Below are 17,504 nucleotides of genomic sequence, written 5' to 3'. Positions count from 1 at the left end.
AGACGCCTGGAAGCAGGTTCTGCCTGCTCGTACCCGTTGCCGAAACTAAATTCTCGGTGTTCCTGCTCCGACGCTCGAATCTCTCAATTGTTCGGTGACACTTCCGATCGGCGTCACGCCCCGGGCGCAGACCTCTCTCAGAATCCGGTCGAGCTCGGTGAGGAAATTCACCATGGTTTCGTTTGCGGTGTCGGTGTCCGGAAAGCGAGAGCGCAGCGAGAGACCGCGGTTCGTCCGCGAAATCCAGAACTGGGCATCGTCGGCGACCGTAACGTTGCTGATGTGATGAGCGTTGAGGAGATCGTGATCGTCGGTGCCGGGCAGTTTGCGGTAATCGATGTACGACACCATGAAGACGTCGGTGCGCGTGCGTCGAATCTTGTCGCCCAAAGCATCTCGAACCTGAGCCATGGTGACGCCTTCGAGCGTCAACGCAACTCGGAACGACGCGTGCGTATGTGCAAGGGATGCACCGAAATCCGTATCGGGAGTGATCTGCACCGTGATCGGCGCACTCGTGGTGAGCCAACCGATCGCGTCGGCCCATCGAGGATCTTTGCGGATGTGAAGCGGGAATTGCAGCGGAAGTGTCGACTGTCCAGTGTACGAGTGAACGGAAAGGCCCATCGCAGTGAGGATTCCGGTGAAAACGCTACCGCCGGCGGAGAGGCAAATCTCGTCGAACGTCGCCGTCAGTTCTTCGTCGAGAAGCACGCGTACATCGGCGCCCTGCGGCGCGGGCTTTCCGCCCTCGACGCCGAGATCCAAGGGGAAACTCGGCGAGGTGCCACCGCAGATCTCGTAGAACCTGGCCCACTCGCGGATTCGGGGGTCGTTGTCGACGGGAAGCAGAGCGTCGGCCTCCAATTCGCAGTACCGCACGAAACTTCCCGGGTCACCCAACCGGTTCATCACTGCGTCGACGGCCTCGCGGTCGCCGAGTTCGGGGAGGACGATCAGTCCCTCGTAGATCTGTCGCAGTTCCCCGAGGGCGATGACCAACGAATAGCCGTCGACGAGTGTGTGATCGAACGCGCTCAGAACCGTGTAGTGCTCTTCGCGTTCGACCGTGGCAAACGTGTAGGCAGGGAAGGTCAGGGGATCGCACACCGTCGTGAATCGCTTCTTGAGGTGCGCTCGTAGTTCTTCGGTGGAATCGAATTTCAGAGGCTCGGAAGTCTCGATGTGTGTGCCGTCAGGGTCGAGTCCCATACGGGTGGTGGTGAACTCGCCCACCTCGAATCCAGTGTGCAGCGTGTCATGGCGACTGATGAACAGGCGCAGTGCGAGATCGAGTGCCGGCCGATTCAGCTCGCCGGGAAGGTCGAATGCGGCTGCCATCCACACACTCCGGCCCATGCCGTGTGTTCGCGCAGTTTCGAGATGAAAATGCTGGTTGTACGACGGTGGTACCTCCGACTCCGTGACGGCGCCGTCAGCGGGTTGGAGCGACCATTCGGTGACGATTCCGGGGTCGAGTCCGTATCGATCGATCGAGGTGACATGCATCAGGACACTCCCTCTGGTGCGGAGAACGAGTAGTCGCCCTGAGCTGCAACTGTTTTGATGATGTTCGAGACGTGCTCGGCGAAGCGGGTGGCCGATTCGTGGGCAATGGGGGTGTCGGGGTGCGACACGGCAATCCAGGTGCCGGTGTGCATCCGGTTGATCCACATCGACGCGATCTGAGTCTCTTTGCCGCCGACGATTCCCGTTGCCTTCGTCTCGACGTAACTGTATGGATCCGGCATCCGTCGACCGTCGATGTACGAGACGATCGGCGGCGGCGTGAGCGTTTTCGACAGTCCGCCGGGTGCTGAGGAGTTCTCGTCCGACATGCTGGAGAGTACGAGATCGATGACCTGCTGAACGGAAACGTCCAGCAGCGCTTTGCCGTCGTGGTAACCCTGCTGTCCGACTTTCGCCAATTCGGTGAAACGTCGTTTGTCGTCGACGTCGATGCCGACGGGGATCAGATTGATGTACCAACCCTGCGCAAACGAGTCGGCCTCGGTTCGCGTGCTGACCGGCGAGAGAGCGATGTACTTGTCGCGTCCGGCCAGTTCGAATTCCGCGATCGCGAGGGCGGTGAAAATTCCGCCGATGAAGTTGGCGCCGTTGGCTTTACAAATCGCACCGAATTTTTCGCACTCGGTGTCGTCGGCCAGGTCGAATCGCGAACCGATAGCCGGTTTGGGGGCGTCGTCGGCGCCGAGCGGGAGGGGAAATCCGGGGAACGAGCCGCCGCTGCGCATGAGGTAACCGAGCCACTGATGCACTGCGGGTGACTGCATCGTCAGCTCGGTTGTTCGCGCGCGCTCGACACGACCGAACTGTGCGTAGCTTCCCGCGGGACCCAGCTCGGGCTGTGACCCGGTCGTTTCCGCTGCGTACAACTGACGCAATTCTGCGTACATCAGGACCATCGAGTTCATGTCCGAGTGAGCGTGGTCGACGGCGTGAAACAGGGTGAAACTCGGCTCGGCTTCCGTGTGCGTGTGATCGTGCTCGACGGCGCCGAAAACGAATGCCGGCCACTGCAGCGCGCTGGTTTCCGTGGCGAATTTGGTGGCGACGAGCGCGCGAATCGCCTCGGATTCGGAGACGTCCTCGCCGAGGCGGTACTCGAGTTCGACGCTCTCGACCGGCACGACGTGTCGACGGACCTCGAACGAGGTGTCCGCTGCGTCGGTGGTGGCCTCGTCGAAGGAGAACCAGCTGTGCAGTGTGTCGTGGCGTCGGACGTATCGCTGCAGGGCTCGCGTCATGGCGTCGCGGTCGAGGGTTCCGGCGAAATCGAAGGCGATACCGATCCACGGAGACTGAGGATCGCCCTTTTCTGCGGTGACGCGGGCGCGTCGCAGGTGGCGGTCCTGCATCGTGGTCGGGGGTAGTTCTCGGTCGATCTCGGCTTCGGCGGCTCGCTGAGCGGAAGCATGCGTGACGCCCCATTCGATTACCCGTCCAGGAAGCGGGTGCCAATGGGTGATCAAGTTCAGATCCATCGAGTAGAACTCCTGCGTGTGTCGTCGAGAAGCCTGCTCTGAAAATGGGCAGACGCCGAACTATCCCATCTGCGGGACTGAATTGTCCGAAATACCGCAATCTAAACAAGAACAGGTTCTAGAAGCCTCTTGTCGATTAGGATTATTCGGTGCTTCCGGACCCCTTAGGTGACGCTGTCGGCGCCGACCACAAGGGCGGACGGCGATCAACTTCTCTGACGCCCTGGCTCGGTTTGGCCACGAGTCTGGCGGCGGCGTTCATGCAGTTGCTCGACGCAACCATCGTCAATGTCGCGCTTCCGAGCATCGCCGTCGATCTTCAAGCCGGCGTCTCAGCGCAGTTGCTCATGGTCAGTGTGTACATCCTGGCCTTCGCGTGTTCCTTGATCACCGCGGCCCGGCTGGGGGACCTGTTCGGTCGCAGGGTTGTATTTCTGACCGCCCTGTCCGTATTCGTCGCAGCCTCGTTGCTGTGCGGGCTCGCTCAGAGTGCGACCATGTTGATCGTCTTCCGTGGCCTGCAAGGGTTGGCGGCCGGTTCGATGTCCGCGCAGACATTTGCCATCATCTCGGGTCTGTTCCCGAAGGCGAGGCATCCGCGGGTGTTCGGGATCTACGGCGCGACGATAGGACTGGCAACGGTAAGTGGACCCCTGGTCGGCGGGCTGCTCATCGAATGGAATCTGTTCGACTGGGGTTGGCGCCTGATCTTCTTCGTCAACGTCCCTATCGGTATCGCCGCCTTGATCCTCGGCTTCTTCCATCTCGTCGATGCTCGCGCGGAGCATGTGCGCTCACTCGACCTCATCGGCGCTGCGCTGTCGTCGCTGGCGCTGTTCTTGCTGATCCTTCCCCTGGCCGAGGGCAGGGCGCGTGGATGGCCGGCAGGGCTGGTGGTGATGCTCGCGATGTCTGTGCCGGTGGCATTGGCCTTTGTGCTCTACGAATCGCGTCTGGGGAAACGAGGCGGCGATCCCGTCCTTCGTCTCGAGCTTTTCCGCGACCGAGCCTTTGCCATCGGTGCGATTCTTGCCTTCGTGTTCTTCGGGACCTTGACTTCGCTGATCTTCACCATCAGCCTCACGCTGCAGTTCGGATTCGGATTCTCCGCGCTGAGGGCGGGCGTGATGACGCTGCCGTGGGCTGTCGGCATGGGTGTGGCGGCAGTTCTCTCGTCGGCGGTGTACCGGATGCTCGGAAACCGTGTCCTGATTCTGGGGATGGTGGTTTTTGCCGGTTCGCTGATCGCATTGTCGGTGATCCTCGAACACGAGGGAACTGATCCGCGCTGGCTGGCGCTCGCCGGGCCACTGCTTCTGGGAGGCGCTGGGCTGGGACTGTTCGTGGCACCTCTGCAAACCGCGATTCTCTCGACGGTCGAGCCGGCGCACGCAGGTTCGGTGTCCGGGCTTCTCCCGACCGTTCAGCAGGTCGGTAGCTCCATCGGACTGGCATTGATCGGCGTGGTGTTCTTCTCGCTCGTGGCAGGGCAGGCTCCGCAAGCGGTGCAGGGGGAGCGGCCCGAGTACGTTGCGAACCTTGAAGCTGCCGGCGTTGGTCCCGGCCTGATCGACATCGCCGAAAGGGCCTTTGTCGATTGCGCGACAAGCCAATTGGCATCGGGAACACCGATGGAGGTGGCGCCGGAATGTCGCCGGGACAGCTCCGCCGGTGCCGGGGGTCAATCCGTTCAGGTGGCAGTTGATGCCGCGTACGCATCCACTCGGGCCGCTGCCGGCGAAGCGTTTCTCGAAGCTCAGCGCCGTGTACTCGCGATCATCGCAGCAATTGCGCTCGGCATCGGGTTGGCGTCGACTGCCCTACCTCGGGTCAATTCGCCAGTCTGAGAATTTGCCCTTGACTCGAACGAGTGTTCGAGTACCCTGTGTGTAGGGGATCGGGGGATTCTATGAGTGTCTTGTCGTCGGAAGTGGTTTCGGGTTCTGCGGTGGGGTTGCGCGGACGCCTGTGGCGGTTGACTGCTGCCGAGTTACGTGAGGCTGCGGTGTCGTCGAGTGCGGAGATTCTGCGCCTGGAAGCCGTTCGGGTGGCGGTGGTAGACGAACTCTCGATTCGTCCCGACGATCAGGTGATTGCCAGCCGCGGTGTCGGGTCATGGTTGGCAGCAAACACGATGCTGCAGGTTCGGGACGGGAAGAAGATCGCCGCCCTGGGCGCCGCGCTACGCGCGTTCCCGGCCGTGGCAGCAGGCTTCGATGATGGTGACTGCTCGTTCGATCACGCCGTTTTGATCGTCGCGTTCTGTGAATCCCCGCCGAAGGGGATGCCGGAGGAAGCACTGCCACGCTGCATCGACCTGCTGCTTGCGGCTGCGTCGGGTGCGGAGGCGACAACGACGAAGGTGCGGCACGTTATCGCGACCTTGGAGCGGGTGTTCGAGTCCGATGAGATTCCACCTGCCGAAGATGTGGATCGGAACGAGCTCCGTATCGCGTCGACGCTCAATGGTCGGGTGGTGGTGCGCGGTGATTTCGACGCTCTCACCGGCGAAATGCTGTTGTCGGCGTTGTCGAATCTGACGATGCCGACCCCGGCGCCCGATGGAACTCCCGATGCCCGGTCGGCGGCGAAGCGGACGGCGGACGGGTTCACCGAACTGATCCGCCGGTATCTGGACTGCGCGAAAACCGGTACCGACGGCGGCCAACGCCCGCACGTGAACGTGCACATCGACGCTCGCGATCTCGCTGAGCATCGGGACTGCGCCGCCGCGCCCTCGAATGGTGGAGATACTCGGTCGGATCTTGATGTCGGGCACATGCCATGGCTCGGACCGCTGTCCGTCTCGCAGACGAGGTTGTTGGGGTGCGATTGTTTCCTGTCGACTGTTCTACTGGACGCTCACGGCGCGCCGTTGGATGCGAGACCCGGAAAACGGTTGGTCAACGCCGAACAGAGAGTGGCGCTGATCGCCCGCGACAAAGGCTGCGCCTTCCCGGGGTGTTCATGCGTGCCCGCGTGGACGGATGCGCACCACATTAAGCACTGGGCGAACGGCGGCCCGACGGTGATGAACAACCTTGTCCTGCTGTGCCGCTCGCATCACCGGCTGATGCACCGCAAATCCGGGTTCGTCGGAAAATGGGAAATCCGAATAGGCATCGACAACAAACCGTGGTTCATCCCGCCGCCCTCGATCGACCCGCAGCGGCACCCGCGGCCGGCGAACACCACCTTCAAAACCTGAAGGCGCAAACCTCTACGGAGACAACAAAAAGACCAGCTTCGCATCGGCATGGACCCGATGCGGGGCTGGTCAGTGGTGCTTGGAGAAAACGTGCTTGGGGAAAACGGGCTTGAAGAAAAACGCGTCAGAAGATGCTCTGCGTGCGCCAGAGATCCGAGACGGAAACTCCAACGCGCTCGAGAAGTGTTCGCACCAAAGGTAATCCGATACCGATGACGCTCGAGGGATCACCCTCGATCCTCTCCACGAACCAGCCGCCGAGACTGTCGAGTGTGAATGCTCCGGCAACTTGGAGCGGCTCTCCCGTTGCCAGGTATGCCTCGAGATCCTCGGTGGAAGGTTGCGCAAAATGAACGACCGTTGCGCTGTGATCCGAGGCCATGCGAACGATGCGGCCGTCGGCCACGCGCAGGACACAGTGCCCGGTCAAGAGGGTGGCGCTGCGACCGGCCATTGCAGCCCATCGCTTTCGGGCGATATCGACGCTGCCCGGCTTACCTTGAAGCTGCCCGTCGATCAGGAGCATCGAATCGCACCCGACAACGACTACGTCGGTGAGATTGTCGGCGGCGAGGCCGGGGACGATTTCGGCGGCCTTGGCTTCGGCCAACACCGTCACGACTTTTTCGGGAGCGGCGTCGGGGCCGAGGTTGTCGGCAATCTTGTCCTCGTCGACACCGGAGACACGGACAAGCGGCGAAACCCCGGCCGCCCGCAGAACTGCGAGGCGTGCCGGGGACGCGGAAGCTAGAACCAGTTGAGTCACGTCAGCAGATACTGATTGTCAGCTGCGACGGATCGCGGGGTTCAGGTACGCGTACGGCGAGAACGGCGCACGCGTGCGGTGGAACTGAGTCGGATCGCCCCAGGTCTCCGCGGGAACATTGGACTCGGGAGCCTGACCGCTGCCGGCAGCTGCAGCGAGCACGCTGACCAGTGCCGCGATCTCGACGTCGGTGGGCGAACCCTTGACGATCTTGATGACCGACGCGTCGGAGGTCGACGTCTCGGTCAGCTCGGTGAGCGAGACGTCCGTCGCGCTTCCCTCGACGACTGCACCGTTGGTCGGTGCAGTCTCCGCCAGTGCGACATCTTCGCTGAGAATGTCCTCGGTGGTTGCGGTCATAGGGGAATGTTCCCATGCTTCTTGGGCGGAAGGGAAACGGCCTTGCGCTCGAGCAGTCGCAATGCGGAAACGATTTGTCCGCGGGTGTGCGACGGGGGAATGACTGCGTCGACGTATCCGCGCTCAGCGGCGACGTACGGGTTGACGAGTGTGTCCTCGTACTCGTTCTGAAGCTTGAGGCGCAATGCATCGACGTCTTCGCCGTTCTTGGCGGCTTCGAGAAGCTGCTTGCGGTAGACGAATCCGACTGCTCCGGATGCACCCATGACGGCGATCTGAGCGGTGGGCCATGCCAGGTTGACGTCGGCGCCCATGTGCTTGGAGCCCATGACGTCGTACGCTCCGCCGTACGCCTTGCGGGTGATGACCGTGATCTTGCCGACCGTTGCTTCGCCGTACGCGTACAGGAGCTTCGCGCCGCGGCGGATGATGCCGTTGTATTCCTGCTCGGTTCCGGGGAGGAAGCCGGGAACGTCGACGAGGGTGATGATCGGGACGTTGAACGCGTCGCAGGTGCGCACGAAGCGAGCGGCCTTCTCGGACGCGTCGATGTCGAGGCAGCCGGCGAACTGGGTGGGCTGGTTGGCGACGATGCCGACCGAGCGTCCGTCGACGCGACCGAAACCGACGATGATGTTCATCGCGCGCTCGGCCTGGACCTCGAGGAACTCGTCGTCGTCGAGGATGCGACGGATGACCTCGTGCATGTCGTACGGCTGGTTGGCCGAATCCGGGATGAGTGTGTCGAGTTCGATGTCCTCGGCGGTCAGGCTTTCTTCGATCGAACCGACGATGGGGTCGGTGATCTCGCCGCGGGGAGCTGCTGCCTGGTTGTTGGACGGCAGGTAGCTGAGCAGGTCCTTGACGTAGTCGAGTGCGTCCTGCTCGCCGGAAGCGACGTAGTGGGCGACACCGGACTTGACCATGTGGGTGCGAGCACCGCCGAGGTCTTCCATCGTGACGTCTTCACCGGTGACCGTCTTGATGACGTCGGGGCCGGTGACGAACATCTGGGAGGTCTCGTCGACCATGACGACGAAGTCGGTCAGCGCGGGGGAGTAGACGTGGCCGCCGGCGGCGGGCCCCATGATCAGTGAGATCTGGGGGATGACACCCGAGGCCTGGACGTTGCGGTGGAAGATCTCGCCGTAGAGACCGAGCGAGACGACGCCTTCCTGGATGCGCGCGCCTGCACCTTCGTTGATGCCGACGAGGGGGCGACCGGTGCGGATCGCGAGGTCCATGACCTTGACGATCTTCTCACCGTAGATTTCGCCGAGCGATCCGCCGAAGACGGTGGCGTCCTGCGAGAAGACACAGACGTCGCGGCCGTCGATGGTGCCGTAACCGGTGACGACGCCGTCGCCGACCGGGCGGTTGTCAGCGAGACCGAAGTTCACACTTCGGTGCCGTGCCAGTGCGTCGAGTTCGACGAAGGAGCCCTCGTCGAGGAGGGCGGTGATGCGCTCGCGGGCGGTCAGCTTGCCTTTGGCGTGCACCTTGTCGATGGCGGCTTCGCCGCTCGGTGCCTGCGCCTGGGCTTGGCGATTCCGCAGGTCCGCGAGCTTTCCCGCGGTCGTGTGGATATCGGGTGCGGCCGCCGCCTCCGGCGCGTTCGGCTCTTGGACAGTGGTCATGGACGTGAGCTTAACGAGAGTGTGTGGGGGGCTTCGAAGGCAGGTCCGATTGTCGCGGTTTCGCGGGCTCAAGCTACTGACCAGTACATTCTCGCCGTCGTCATAGGCTGGGGCAATGTGGACCGACTTGAACCGACCGCCCCTCGACGGCAATGCCCTACGCCGCGCACTCGTGCGCAGCGACAACGACGACGCGCGCGTTTTCTGGAACCGCCTCGACGTGGTCGCGGAGACCGGTTCGACGAACGCGGATCTCCTTGCGCGAGCGGCAGATCCGGATGCCGACCGTCATGTTCTGATCGCCGAATATCAGGCGAGTGCGCGCGGCCGGCATTCGCGCACTTGGGTGAGTCCGCCCCAAGCGCAGATCTCGATGTCGGTTCTGTTGTCGATGCCCGGAATGAATCTCGCAGACATGGGCTGGCTCCCGCTGCTGTCGGGAATCGCGGTCGTCGATGCATTGCGCAACGTGGCGGAAGTGCCCGCAGAACTCAAGTGGCCGAACGACGTTCTCATCGGTGACAAGAAGGTGGCCGGAATTCTGGCCGAGGTGGCAAGGACGGCGCCCGATCCCGCGGTGGTGGTGGGCATCGGACTGAACGTGAGCTTGGGTGTCGAGGAACTGCCCGTCCCGACCGCCACATCGCTCCTGATCGAAGAAGCATCGACCGTCGACCGTGACACCCTCGTTCGAGCAATCGCCCGTGAGTTGGCGACGCAATTCCGTGCTTGGGAATCATCGAAATGGGATACATCTGTGTTGGCTGCCGAGTACCGGCAGCGCTGCGGGACGCTGGGTAAACGAGTCCGCGCGGTTTTGCCGGGCGACAAGGAGGTGTTCGGTATCGCGACCGACGTCGACACTTCCGGCCGCGTCGTCATCGAAATCGAGGGAGCAGAAGGAGAGACCTTTGCGGTCGCAGCGGGTGACATCACACACCTTCGGGCCGCCCCGGTAACCGAATCGTGAGCCTTGCCGGATTTTCTGGCACCAAAGTGCTAATTTTTGGCCCGGACCTGTTTCGAACCAACCGTCCGTCCTTCATTTCACTCGACTGCGGGATCTACTTAGCTGCCTAGGGGCGTCATGACCACACCGATCGTTGTTCCGACTGAAGCCGAGACGGCCGAGAGCGCCCGCCGCGTACTCACCGGCGTGACGGTGCTGCTCGGTGTCCTCACATTGGGCCTGGGTATCGCGGTACTCGCGTGGCCGGATGCCACCCTGTTCGTGGTGGCGGTTGTCATCGCGATTCAGCTGTTCGGATTCGGACTCGTCCAGATCATTCGTTCGTTCGCAGACGTGACGGCTACGGGTGGAACCCGGACGTTGGTCGCGATCTCCGGAGCGTTGGCAGTGCTCCTCGGATTCCTCGTTCTCCGAAGCCCTTTGCAGACCGTGGTCCTGATCGCATTGGTGATCGGCGCGTGGTGGGTGTTCCGAGGCGTGCTCGACCTGGTCGATGCAGCATCCGGCCACACGGTCGATCGCGGCCTGTCGATCGTGCTCGGAGTCATCAGCATCGTTGCCGGTGCAATCGTCCTGTTGCAGCCGGAACTTTCGCTCGACGTCTTCCGCATCGTGGTCGGTGTGTGGATGGTGCTCTACGGCATCATCATCGTCGTGACCCCGCTGGTGCTGCGAAAGATCGCGCAGCCCTGAGCATCAGCCCGAAAGTCGGTGTGCCTGAAAGTCGGTGTGCCTGAAAGTCGGTGCGGGATGGCAGACTTCCGGTCATGGGATATCCCGAAGACGCCCTCGCTCAGGACGAGGAACTGATACTGCATCGCCATCCTCATTGGAAGATGTTGGTGCTTCCGGCGCTGACGTTCGTGCTTGCCACGGCCGTCGCCGGGTTCTTGTTGGGCCTCGCTCAGACGAGATTGGACGGCACGGCTCGGGCCGTGTCGTCCATCGCCGTCGGAATCGTCTGGCTCGCCGTCGTGGCGTGGAGATCGATTGCGCCGTTCACGGTCTGGAAGTTCACGCATTTCATCGTCACCGATCGACGTGTACTCATCCGCCACGGAGTGCTCACGCACACCGGTATCGACATTCCCATGGGGCGGATCAGCAATGTTCAGTTCCGCCACGGCCTGGTCGATCGAATGCTCAAGACCGGAACTCTGGTCATCGCTTCTGCCAGTGACGATCCGCTCGAATTCGACGACATTCCGGATGTCGAGCACGTTCACGCCCTGCTGTATCACCAGGTTTTCGATTCCACGCAGCAGCCACCACCGCCTCCACCACAGCGGCCGCCAGGTGAAAGCGACGACCCGAACGATCGAAATGGCTGGTAATCAACGTGCAAAGGCGTGTTGTCCGTAGTCTGTTCGTGTGACTGCCGTATTGCTAGCCGAAGACGACGAGGCCATTGCTGCACCCCTCTCCCGCGCATTGGGGCGTGAAGGGTATTCGGTGACGGTCGAACCGACCGGACCCGCTGCGTTGCAGCAGGCGCTCGAAGGTGATTTCGATCTGCTGATTCTCGATCTCGGCCTTCCCGGTATGGACGGCCTCGAAGTGTGTCGACAGATTCGTGCGCATCGCACCTCGCTCGCCGTGCTGATGCTGACCGCCAGAACCGACGAAGTCGACTTCGTGGTCGGCCTGGACGCTGGCGCTGACGACTACGTCAGTAAGCCGTTTCGTCTCGCCGAGTTGATGGCACGTGTGCGAGCACTCTTGCGTCGCCACGGTGGCCGCGAGGACACGATCGTAGAGGTCGGTGGCATCAGGCTCGAGCCGGCGGCGCGTCGCGTACTCGTCAACGGCTCCGAAATCGCCTTGGCCAACAAGGAATACGAACTTCTGCGAGTCCTCCTCGAGCATGCCGGGGAAGTAGTCTCGCGCGATACGATCCTTCGCGAGGTGTGGGGCGACGTCGAGCTACGTGGATCGAAGACACTCGACATGCACATGTCGTGGCTGCGCCGAAAGATCGGTGACGAAGGCCCGGCCGTGGAACGCAGAATCGCCACCGTCCGCGGTGTCGGTTTCCGAATCAACACCGATTAGCTTCTCGAGAATCAGGAACTGCCGGCATGCGGCGTCGCATATTGCAGTCGATTCTCGCTGTCGTGATCATGACGGCGTTGCTGCTGGGGGTTCCGCTGATCTACACGGCGTGGCTCTGGGTGGAGGACGTCACGCGGAGTGATCTCCGGGTGCGACTCGACCGGATGGCCGCTGAGGTCATTGCGCAAGAGGGGACCAACGGACTCGTCGAAGGTGCGTTGAACACCGATTCGCTCAAAGTCCTCACTCCCAACGACGGGCGCCTGGTTGTCGTGTATCCGACTGCCGTCGACGGCGCCGCGCGTGTCGACGTCGGCGAGGCGACGGTCAAGAACGCACTCGTCGAATCGCTCGCGATGGGCACCTCCGGCTCGTTGCGCCTCGAGGTGCCGTCGGAGAACCTGCGCACCCAGCAGAAGCAGGCGGTGATGGCGGTCGGCGTACTCGTGCTTCTGTCCATCACGGCAGGCACCGTGGTCGCCGTGGTCACCGCGCGTCGGCTTGCCGATCCGCTGCAGGATGTAGCAGACAGGGCGGCGCGCCTCGCCGAAGGTGACTTCCGTCCAGATCCTCGTCGGCACGACATCCCCGAACTCGACCGCGTTTCCGACGTCCTCGACGCGGCAACCGTGGAGATCTCCGTGCGGCTGCAACGAGAGCGCGCGCTGGTCGCGGACGTCTCGCATCAACTGCGCAGTCGACTGACCGCGGTGCGGCTGCGCCTGGACGAGTTGTCCGTTCACGAAGATCCTGACGTTGTGAACGAGGCAGAGGAAGCCATGGCTCAAGTCGACAGGCTCACCGACGGAATCGACGATCTGATTCGCTCGTCGCGTACCAGCGGGTCATCGGCGAGTTTGGTGTCGGTAGTCGGCGAGCTGGAACAGGTGACCCGCGACTGGCAGGCTCAGTTCGACGGAGAGGGGCGCAGGCTCCGCCTACGAGGCGATCGCACGGTGATGGCCGCGACCACCGGATCGCGTCTGCGTGAAGCTGTTTCCGTTCTGGTCGACAACTCGTTCGAACACGGTGAAGGCACATGCACGGTGTCTGTCCGATTGATCGACGGTGCCGGGCGCAGTTCGTCTCGTCGTGACTCGATGGTGTGCGTCGAGGTCACCGACGAAGGCGCCGGCGTGGAGAACGATCTTGCGCCCCATATCTTCGACAGAGGATTCTCGGGCGCCGGGTCCACCGGCGTCGGGTTGGCGCTCGCACGCGCTCTGATCGAAGCCGACGGGGGGCGATTGGAACTGCAGCGGCGTAAGCCTGCCTTGTTCGCGGTCTTCCTGCCGGTGGCCAACACTGCTCCGCCCGCGGACGTCGTTCCGCACCGCGAACCGCGTTGACCGAAAACTCAGGAGTGTCCGAGTTCCTCTTCGGCATCCGGAATTACCGGGTCAGGCGCGGTGGTTTCCGATAGCGCTGTGGTTTCCGACAACGCTGTGGTTCCGGACAATCCTGTGGTATCGGACAGTTCGAGCGGTTCGGGATTCTCGTCGGGAAACACGAACTTGCGGAACGCCCAGAATCGGAACGCCATTTGCAGCAGGTTGCCGATGACGTATGCACTGATGAAGTCGGCAATGTTCTCCGTCGCCAAGCTGACTTCGGGTACGCGCAGGTTGAAGACGTAGCTGGAGATGTACAGCGGGATGAAGCTGATGACCACACCGATGGCGCTGATGATGAAGAACAGCGCAGCTTCGTGCGCTGGTTCACGGCCACCACGGTTCTTGAACGACCACTCCCGGTTGAGAATGTACGACGCGATGACCGCGACGACGCCGGCGATGATCTTGGCCGTGATCGGCTTGGATTCGAGGATCGACAGCTTGAGTGTGTAGAAGATGCCGGAGTCGATCAGGAAGGTCGTGCCGCCGACGATCGCGAATTTGATCAGCTCGCTGTGACGCAGAGCGATGTCACGAAACGGTTGGGGTATTCGGGCAATGACCCCGTCGACAAATGGCACAACAGATGAGTTTACGAAACGAAACCGCGTTACCACCAATTTGCCGCGGAATCATCAGCAGAATCACAGATTGGGAACGCTGAATGAACGGGCGAACGCGGCACATGACAACATAGAGAGCCGTGACCGGCAACAACGATCCCGCGCAGATCCCCGCCCGCCCGACCACCCCCCGACCGGCAAAAGCATCCATGCCCGTCGTCACCATGATCGGTGGCGGACAGTTGGCCAGGATGACGCACCAGGCGGCGGTGGCCCTGGGCCAGACGCTCCGAGTGCTCTCCGGGACCGCGGACGAACCGGCGGCTCAGGTCAGCCCCGACGTCGTATTGGGAAGCCACACCGACCTCGATGCTCTCCGCCGTGCAGCGGTCGGTTCCAATGCACTGACGTTCGACCACGAGCACGTGCCGACCGAGCACCTCGAGGTTCTTGTTGCCGAAGGCGTGAACGTTCAGCCGCCGCCGCAGGCTCTGATCTTCGCTCAGGACAAACTGCTGATGCGTCGCAAACTTGCCGAACTGGGCGCACCCGTACCCGCGTACGCCGAAGTGACGTGGGCGGAAGACGTCGTGCGTTTCGGCTCCGAACACGGTTGGCCGCTCGTCATCAAGGCAACACGCGGAGGCTACGACGGCCGCGGCGTCTGGATCACCGACGATCAGGACGAAGCAGAAGCCATCGTCACCGAGCAGCTCAACAAGGGTGTTCCGCTGATCGTCGAGGAAATGGTCTCGATGCGTCGGGAGCTGTCCGCCATGGTGGCGCGGTCGCCGTTCGGGCAGGGCGCTACGTGGCCGGTCGTGGAAACGGTTCAGCGCAACGGCCAGTGCGCCGTCGTGATCGCACCTGCCCCCGAGCTTTCGAGTGCCGTTGCCGAGGAAGCCGAACAGTTGGCGCTGCGCATCGCGTCGGAGCTCGGTGTGGTCGGCTCGATGGCCGTCGAACTGTTCGAGACGACCGACGGCACTCTCGTGGTCAACGAGTTGGCGATGCGCCCGCACAACTCCGGCCACTGGACGATGGACGGCGCCCGCACCTCTCAGTTCGAGCAGCACCTGCGCGCGGTTCTCGACTACCCGCTCGGCGATACGTCGCCGATCGCGCCGGTCACCGTGATGGCCAACGTTCTCGGTGCGCCCGAAGCTCCCGAGATGACGATGGACGAGCGCGTCCATCACCTGTTCGCGCGGATGCCTGACGCGAAGATCCACCTGTACGGCAAGGGTGAGCGCAAGGATCGCAAGATCGGGCACGTCAACATCGTGGGCGGCGCCGGATCCATCGACGATCCGAATTACGTTGCCGCAGTTCGGGAACGCGCCGAGCGCGCAGCACATTGGCTTTCGTACGCAGTTTGGACCGACGGATGGGATGTACACGGTGAGTGAGAGCGCGCAGGTCGGCCTGATCATGGGCAGCGATTCGGATTGGCCGACCATGGAAGCTGCAGCCGAAGCTCTTGCGGAGTTCGGTATCCGCTTCGAGGTCGGTGTCGTCTCGGCGCACCGCACGCCTCAGCGGATGCTCGACTACGCCAAGGAAGCTGCCGGCCGCGGAATCAAGGTCATCATCGCCGGTGCCGGCGGCGCCGCGCATCTTCCGGGCATGGTTGCCTCGGCTACGCCGTTGCCCGTCATCGGTGTTCCGGTGCCGCTCAAGTACCTCGACGGTATGGATTCGCTGCTTTCGATCGTCCAGATGCCTGCCGGCGTCCCGGTGGCGACAGTGTCGATCGGTGGCGCTCGTAACGCCGGTCTGCTGGCTGCTCGGATTCTCGGTGCTTCGGATCCCGCACTGCAGCAGCGGATGGTGGCGTTCCAGGAGAGCCTCGAGTCCATGGTGCTCGACAAGGACAAGGCGCTCCGCGAAAAACTGCTGGGCTGATCTTCTCGTGTGTGCACGCCGCGGGCTGCCGCTGATCCGAGCGAGTCGGGGCAGCACGCAGTCCGCGTTCGTCACCCGCGTCGCCCTGCTGTACGCCAGGATTCTCGGCGCGGACATCCGCTTCGACGACGAGTCCGGAATCTTTGTCGCCTCCGGACTGCGCCGCGGGTTCGCCAGAGGCGGAACAACTCTCGGTGGTGTATATCTCACCCGACGGAACACGACTCGATCCGTCCTTCGTCACGAGGCCGTTCACGCAGACCAATGGGCCAGGTACGGAATCGCATTCGGGTTGTTGTACCTGCGTGAGGAACTGCGTCACAGGGGGCCGCGGAACCGATTCGAAATCGAGGCCGGACTCGAAGACGGCGGTTACCGCGCCTGAGTTGAAGTTGCCGAAGCTGAGTAAAAGCTACTGTTGGCGGCATGGCTCGTTTTCCGACTAGTGAGCGCTTCGTCCGTTGGAGCGCGGATCATGCTCGCGGTGTGGACATCTGCATTGCGACGGTTGCCGCACTGTTCAGCGTTGTCGTTGCGGTCGAGGCGAGTCCACTTGCGGTGTTCATCTCGCTGGGAATGACCGTTCCGCTGGCATGGCGACGCTCACGGCCGGAACTCTCCGGCATGGTCATCGCGGCGTTCGCGGTTCTGCACGTGATCGTCATCGGCAATACGCTGCTCGCGTCCGCCGTCGTAGTTCCCATCTCTCTGTATGCACTTGCTGCCTACGGCGCACGGTGGAGTTCCCTCACCGGCCTGGTGCTGGCATTGCTCGGGTCGATCGCCGGGAGTGTTCGATACTTCAGCTACGACCGAATCACCGTGTCTTCGCAGGTCATGCAGTCCGTGGCCGTCATGATCTTCATGCTTGCTGTCTGGGCGTTCGGCGATCTGCGCCGAGTGCGCACCAAACAGTTGGAAGGTCTGACCGAGCGTGCTCGGCTTCTCGAACTCGAGCGTGCGCAGGAAGCGGAAATTGCGACGATCAGCGAACGCTCGAGGATTGCGCGCGAGATGCACGACATCGTCGCCCACTCGTTGACGGTTGTCATCGCCCAAGCCGACGGCGGACGCTACAGCGCGGCCAAAGATCCTCAGGCTGCAATTCAGGCACTCGAAACCATTGCCTCCACCGGGCGCCAGGCGTTGACCGACATGCGATCGCTGCTGTCCGTCCTGCGTGAGGACACGCCCCGCGATTTCTCGGTGATACCGGGCGCCGGCGACATCGACAGTCTCTTCCACGAGTTACGCAGCAGCGGACTCGACATCGCCGTCAGCGTGACCGGGGAACCACGCGAACTCTCTGCGGGTGCGGGGTTGACGGCGTATCGCATCATGCAGGAATCGCTGACGAACGTTCTCAAACATGCGGGGCCTGGAGCACAGGCGAGCGTCGAGATGACGTGGGCTGAAACCGAACTCGTTCTCGGTATCACCGACGACGGACGAGGCGGCAGCGCCGCGCTGGTCGAATCGTCACCAGGCGGACAGGGACTGATCGGGATGGCCGAGCGAGCCAAACTGCACGGAGGCAAAGTAACCGCCGGACCGAAATCGGGCGGCGGATACAGCGTCCGGGCCGTCCTGCCGTACGAACGAACGTCTGGGTAGGTCTTGAAACGTCCGAAGGTCTTAAGGTGA

General features: G+C 62.7%; 17 protein-coding genes. 11 read left to right on the top strand and 6 right to left on the bottom strand.

What is annotated here, in order from left to right:
- Positions 1 to 45: 45 nt before the first annotated feature.
- Together ACFQ6Y_RS19820 and ACFQ6Y_RS19815 are read right to left on the bottom strand one after the other, a co-directional pair.
- The gene (locus tag ACFQ6Y_RS19820) at positions 46 to 1,509 is read right to left on the bottom strand and encodes a condensation domain-containing protein (RefSeq protein ID WP_378636185.1); all 1,464 of its coding nucleotides are present in this window, start codon (positions 1,507 to 1,509) and stop codon (positions 46 to 48) included.
- On the bottom strand, positions 1,509 to 3,005 hold the full coding sequence (locus tag ACFQ6Y_RS19815; protein ID WP_378636182.1) for a condensation domain-containing protein: 1,497 nt from the start codon (positions 3,003 to 3,005) through the stop codon (positions 1,509 to 1,511). Before ACFQ6Y_RS19815 ends, ACFQ6Y_RS19820 begins: the two co-directional genes overlap by 1 nt.
- Positions 3,006 to 3,154: 149 nt before the next feature.
- On the opposite strand from ACFQ6Y_RS19815, the gene ACFQ6Y_RS19810 reads away from it, so the two are divergent.
- Together ACFQ6Y_RS19810 and ACFQ6Y_RS19805 are read left to right on the top strand one after the other, a co-directional pair.
- Positions 3,155 to 4,852, top strand: coding sequence for an MFS transporter (locus ACFQ6Y_RS19810; protein ID WP_378636179.1), 1,698 nt, complete (start codon positions 3,155 to 3,157; stop codon positions 4,850 to 4,852).
- A gap of 62 nt (positions 4,853 to 4,914) precedes the next feature.
- The gene (locus tag ACFQ6Y_RS19805) at positions 4,915 to 6,213 is read left to right on the top strand and encodes a DUF222 domain-containing protein (RefSeq protein ID WP_378636177.1); all 1,299 of its coding nucleotides are present in this window, start codon (positions 4,915 to 4,917) and stop codon (positions 6,211 to 6,213) included.
- A gap of 124 nt (positions 6,214 to 6,337) precedes the next feature.
- On the opposite strand, the gene ACFQ6Y_RS19800 is transcribed toward ACFQ6Y_RS19805, so the two are convergent.
- The 3 genes from ACFQ6Y_RS19800 to ACFQ6Y_RS19790 are packed head-to-tail and all read right to left on the bottom strand — an operon-like array spanning position 6,338 to position 8,976.
- Entirely contained in the window at positions 6,338 to 6,979 is a 642-nt protein-coding gene (locus ACFQ6Y_RS19800) for a nucleoside triphosphate pyrophosphatase (RefSeq protein WP_007731146.1), read from the bottom strand.
- Positions 6,980 to 6,997: 18 nt separating this feature from the next.
- Positions 6,998 to 7,339 (bottom strand): acyl-CoA carboxylase subunit epsilon, encoded by a 342-nt coding sequence (locus ACFQ6Y_RS19795; RefSeq protein WP_230812517.1) that lies wholly within the window; start codon positions 7,337 to 7,339, stop codon positions 6,998 to 7,000.
- A complete protein-coding gene (locus ACFQ6Y_RS19790) occupies positions 7,336 to 8,976 on the bottom strand; it encodes an acyl-CoA carboxylase subunit beta (protein WP_378544939.1) in 1,641 nt (546 codons plus the stop codon). Before ACFQ6Y_RS19790 ends, ACFQ6Y_RS19795 begins: the two co-directional genes overlap by 4 nt.
- A 115-nt stretch (positions 8,977 to 9,091) precedes the next feature.
- Here ACFQ6Y_RS19790 and ACFQ6Y_RS19785 point away from each other — a divergent pair, with 115 nt between their 5' ends.
- The 5 genes from ACFQ6Y_RS19785 (at position 9,092) to ACFQ6Y_RS19765 (ending at position 13,347) form a co-directional block, all read left to right on the top strand.
- Positions 9,092 to 9,946 (top strand): biotin--[acetyl-CoA-carboxylase] ligase, encoded by an 855-nt coding sequence (locus ACFQ6Y_RS19785; RefSeq protein WP_378447640.1) that lies wholly within the window; start codon positions 9,092 to 9,094, stop codon positions 9,944 to 9,946.
- A gap of 117 nt (positions 9,947 to 10,063) precedes the next feature.
- Positions 10,064 to 10,639 carry an HdeD family acid-resistance protein gene (locus ACFQ6Y_RS19780; RefSeq protein WP_230812521.1) on the top strand — a complete coding sequence of 192 codons (576 nt, stop codon included), beginning with the start codon at positions 10,064 to 10,066 and terminating at the stop codon, positions 10,637 to 10,639.
- A 74-nt stretch (positions 10,640 to 10,713) separates the two neighbouring features.
- Complete coding sequence (locus ACFQ6Y_RS19775) at positions 10,714 to 11,280, top strand: PH domain-containing protein (RefSeq protein WP_378636174.1); 567 nt, start codon at positions 10,714 to 10,716, stop codon at positions 11,278 to 11,280.
- A 37-nt stretch (positions 11,281 to 11,317) separates the two neighbouring features.
- Positions 11,318 to 11,998 carry a response regulator transcription factor gene (locus tag ACFQ6Y_RS19770; protein ID WP_003940916.1) on the top strand — a complete coding sequence of 227 codons (681 nt, stop codon included), beginning with the start codon at positions 11,318 to 11,320 and terminating at the stop codon, positions 11,996 to 11,998.
- 26 nt (positions 11,999 to 12,024) lie between these two features.
- Positions 12,025 to 13,347 (top strand): HAMP domain-containing sensor histidine kinase, encoded by a 1,323-nt coding sequence (locus ACFQ6Y_RS19765; RefSeq protein ID WP_283303545.1) that lies wholly within the window; start codon positions 12,025 to 12,027, stop codon positions 13,345 to 13,347.
- Between the two features lie 8 nt (positions 13,348 to 13,355).
- Here the strand turns inward: ACFQ6Y_RS19765 and ACFQ6Y_RS19760 are convergent, their stop codons facing one another.
- The gene (locus ACFQ6Y_RS19760; protein WP_378636170.1) at positions 13,356 to 13,973 is read right to left on the bottom strand and encodes a GtrA family protein; all 618 of its coding nucleotides are present in this window, start codon (positions 13,971 to 13,973) and stop codon (positions 13,356 to 13,358) included.
- Between the two features lie 191 nt (positions 13,974 to 14,164).
- Between ACFQ6Y_RS19760 and ACFQ6Y_RS19755 the strand changes: the two genes are divergently transcribed.
- From ACFQ6Y_RS19755 to ACFQ6Y_RS19740, 4 genes are read left to right on the top strand one after another with little or no spacing between them, the layout of a single operon-like run.
- Positions 14,165 to 15,364 (top strand): 5-(carboxyamino)imidazole ribonucleotide synthase, encoded by a 1,200-nt coding sequence (locus tag ACFQ6Y_RS19755; protein WP_378447830.1) that lies wholly within the window; start codon positions 14,165 to 14,167, stop codon positions 15,362 to 15,364.
- Complete coding sequence (gene purE, locus ACFQ6Y_RS19750) at positions 15,348 to 15,860, top strand: 5-(carboxyamino)imidazole ribonucleotide mutase (protein WP_283303547.1); 513 nt, start codon at positions 15,348 to 15,350, stop codon at positions 15,858 to 15,860. Before ACFQ6Y_RS19755 ends, purE begins: the two co-directional genes overlap by 17 nt.
- 7 nt (positions 15,861 to 15,867) lie before the next feature.
- Positions 15,868 to 16,245 carry a hypothetical protein gene (locus ACFQ6Y_RS19745; protein WP_378636164.1) on the top strand — a complete coding sequence of 126 codons (378 nt, stop codon included), beginning with the start codon at positions 15,868 to 15,870 and terminating at the stop codon, positions 16,243 to 16,245.
- Positions 16,246 to 16,286: 41 nt separating this feature from the next.
- Positions 16,287 to 17,474 carry a histidine kinase gene (locus ACFQ6Y_RS19740; RefSeq protein WP_378636160.1) on the top strand — a complete coding sequence of 396 codons (1,188 nt, stop codon included), beginning with the start codon at positions 16,287 to 16,289 and terminating at the stop codon, positions 17,472 to 17,474.
- Positions 17,475 to 17,504 lie beyond the last annotated feature (30 nt).

Source organism: Rhodococcus sp. NPDC056516, assembly GCF_042794655.1.
Taxonomy (GTDB): domain Bacteria; phylum Actinomycetota; class Actinomycetes; order Mycobacteriales; family Mycobacteriaceae; genus Rhodococcus_F.
Note: the sequence above shows the minus strand (reverse complement) of the source record. Positions and strands in the feature narration are given on the sequence as shown.

What these genes read in the sequence shown, in the direction of transcription:
- ACFQ6Y_RS19820 (WP_378636185.1), bottom strand. Translation starts at nt 1,509, where the DNA reads ATGCATGTCACCTCGATCGATCGATACGGACTCGACCCCGGAATCGTC.
- ACFQ6Y_RS19815 (WP_378636182.1), bottom strand. Translation starts at nt 3,005, where the DNA reads ATGGATCTGAACTTGATCACCCATTGGCACCCGCTTCCTGGACGGGTA.
- ACFQ6Y_RS19805 (WP_378636177.1), top strand. Translation starts at nt 4,915, where the DNA reads ATGAGTGTCTTGTCGTCGGAAGTGGTTTCGGGTTCTGCGGTGGGGTTG.
- ACFQ6Y_RS19795 (WP_230812517.1), bottom strand. Translation starts at nt 7,339, where the DNA reads ATGACCGCAACCACCGAGGACATTCTCAGCGAAGATGTCGCACTGGCG.
- ACFQ6Y_RS19790 (WP_378544939.1), bottom strand. Translation starts at nt 8,976, where the DNA reads ATGACCACTGTCCAAGAGCCGAACGCGCCGGAGGCGGCGGCCGCACCC.
- ACFQ6Y_RS19785 (WP_378447640.1), top strand. Translation starts at nt 9,092, where the DNA reads ATGTGGACCGACTTGAACCGACCGCCCCTCGACGGCAATGCCCTACGC.
- ACFQ6Y_RS19780 (WP_230812521.1), top strand. Translation starts at nt 10,064, where the DNA reads ATGACCACACCGATCGTTGTTCCGACTGAAGCCGAGACGGCCGAGAGC.
- ACFQ6Y_RS19775 (WP_378636174.1), top strand. Translation starts at nt 10,714, where the DNA reads ATGGGATATCCCGAAGACGCCCTCGCTCAGGACGAGGAACTGATACTG.
- ACFQ6Y_RS19765 (WP_283303545.1), top strand. Translation starts at nt 12,025, where the DNA reads ATGCGGCGTCGCATATTGCAGTCGATTCTCGCTGTCGTGATCATGACG.
- ACFQ6Y_RS19755 (WP_378447830.1), top strand. Translation starts at nt 14,165, where the DNA reads ATGCCCGTCGTCACCATGATCGGTGGCGGACAGTTGGCCAGGATGACG.
- purE (WP_283303547.1), top strand. Translation starts at nt 15,348, where the DNA reads ATGTACACGGTGAGTGAGAGCGCGCAGGTCGGCCTGATCATGGGCAGC.
- ACFQ6Y_RS19740 (WP_378636160.1), top strand. Translation starts at nt 16,287, where the DNA reads ATGGCTCGTTTTCCGACTAGTGAGCGCTTCGTCCGTTGGAGCGCGGAT.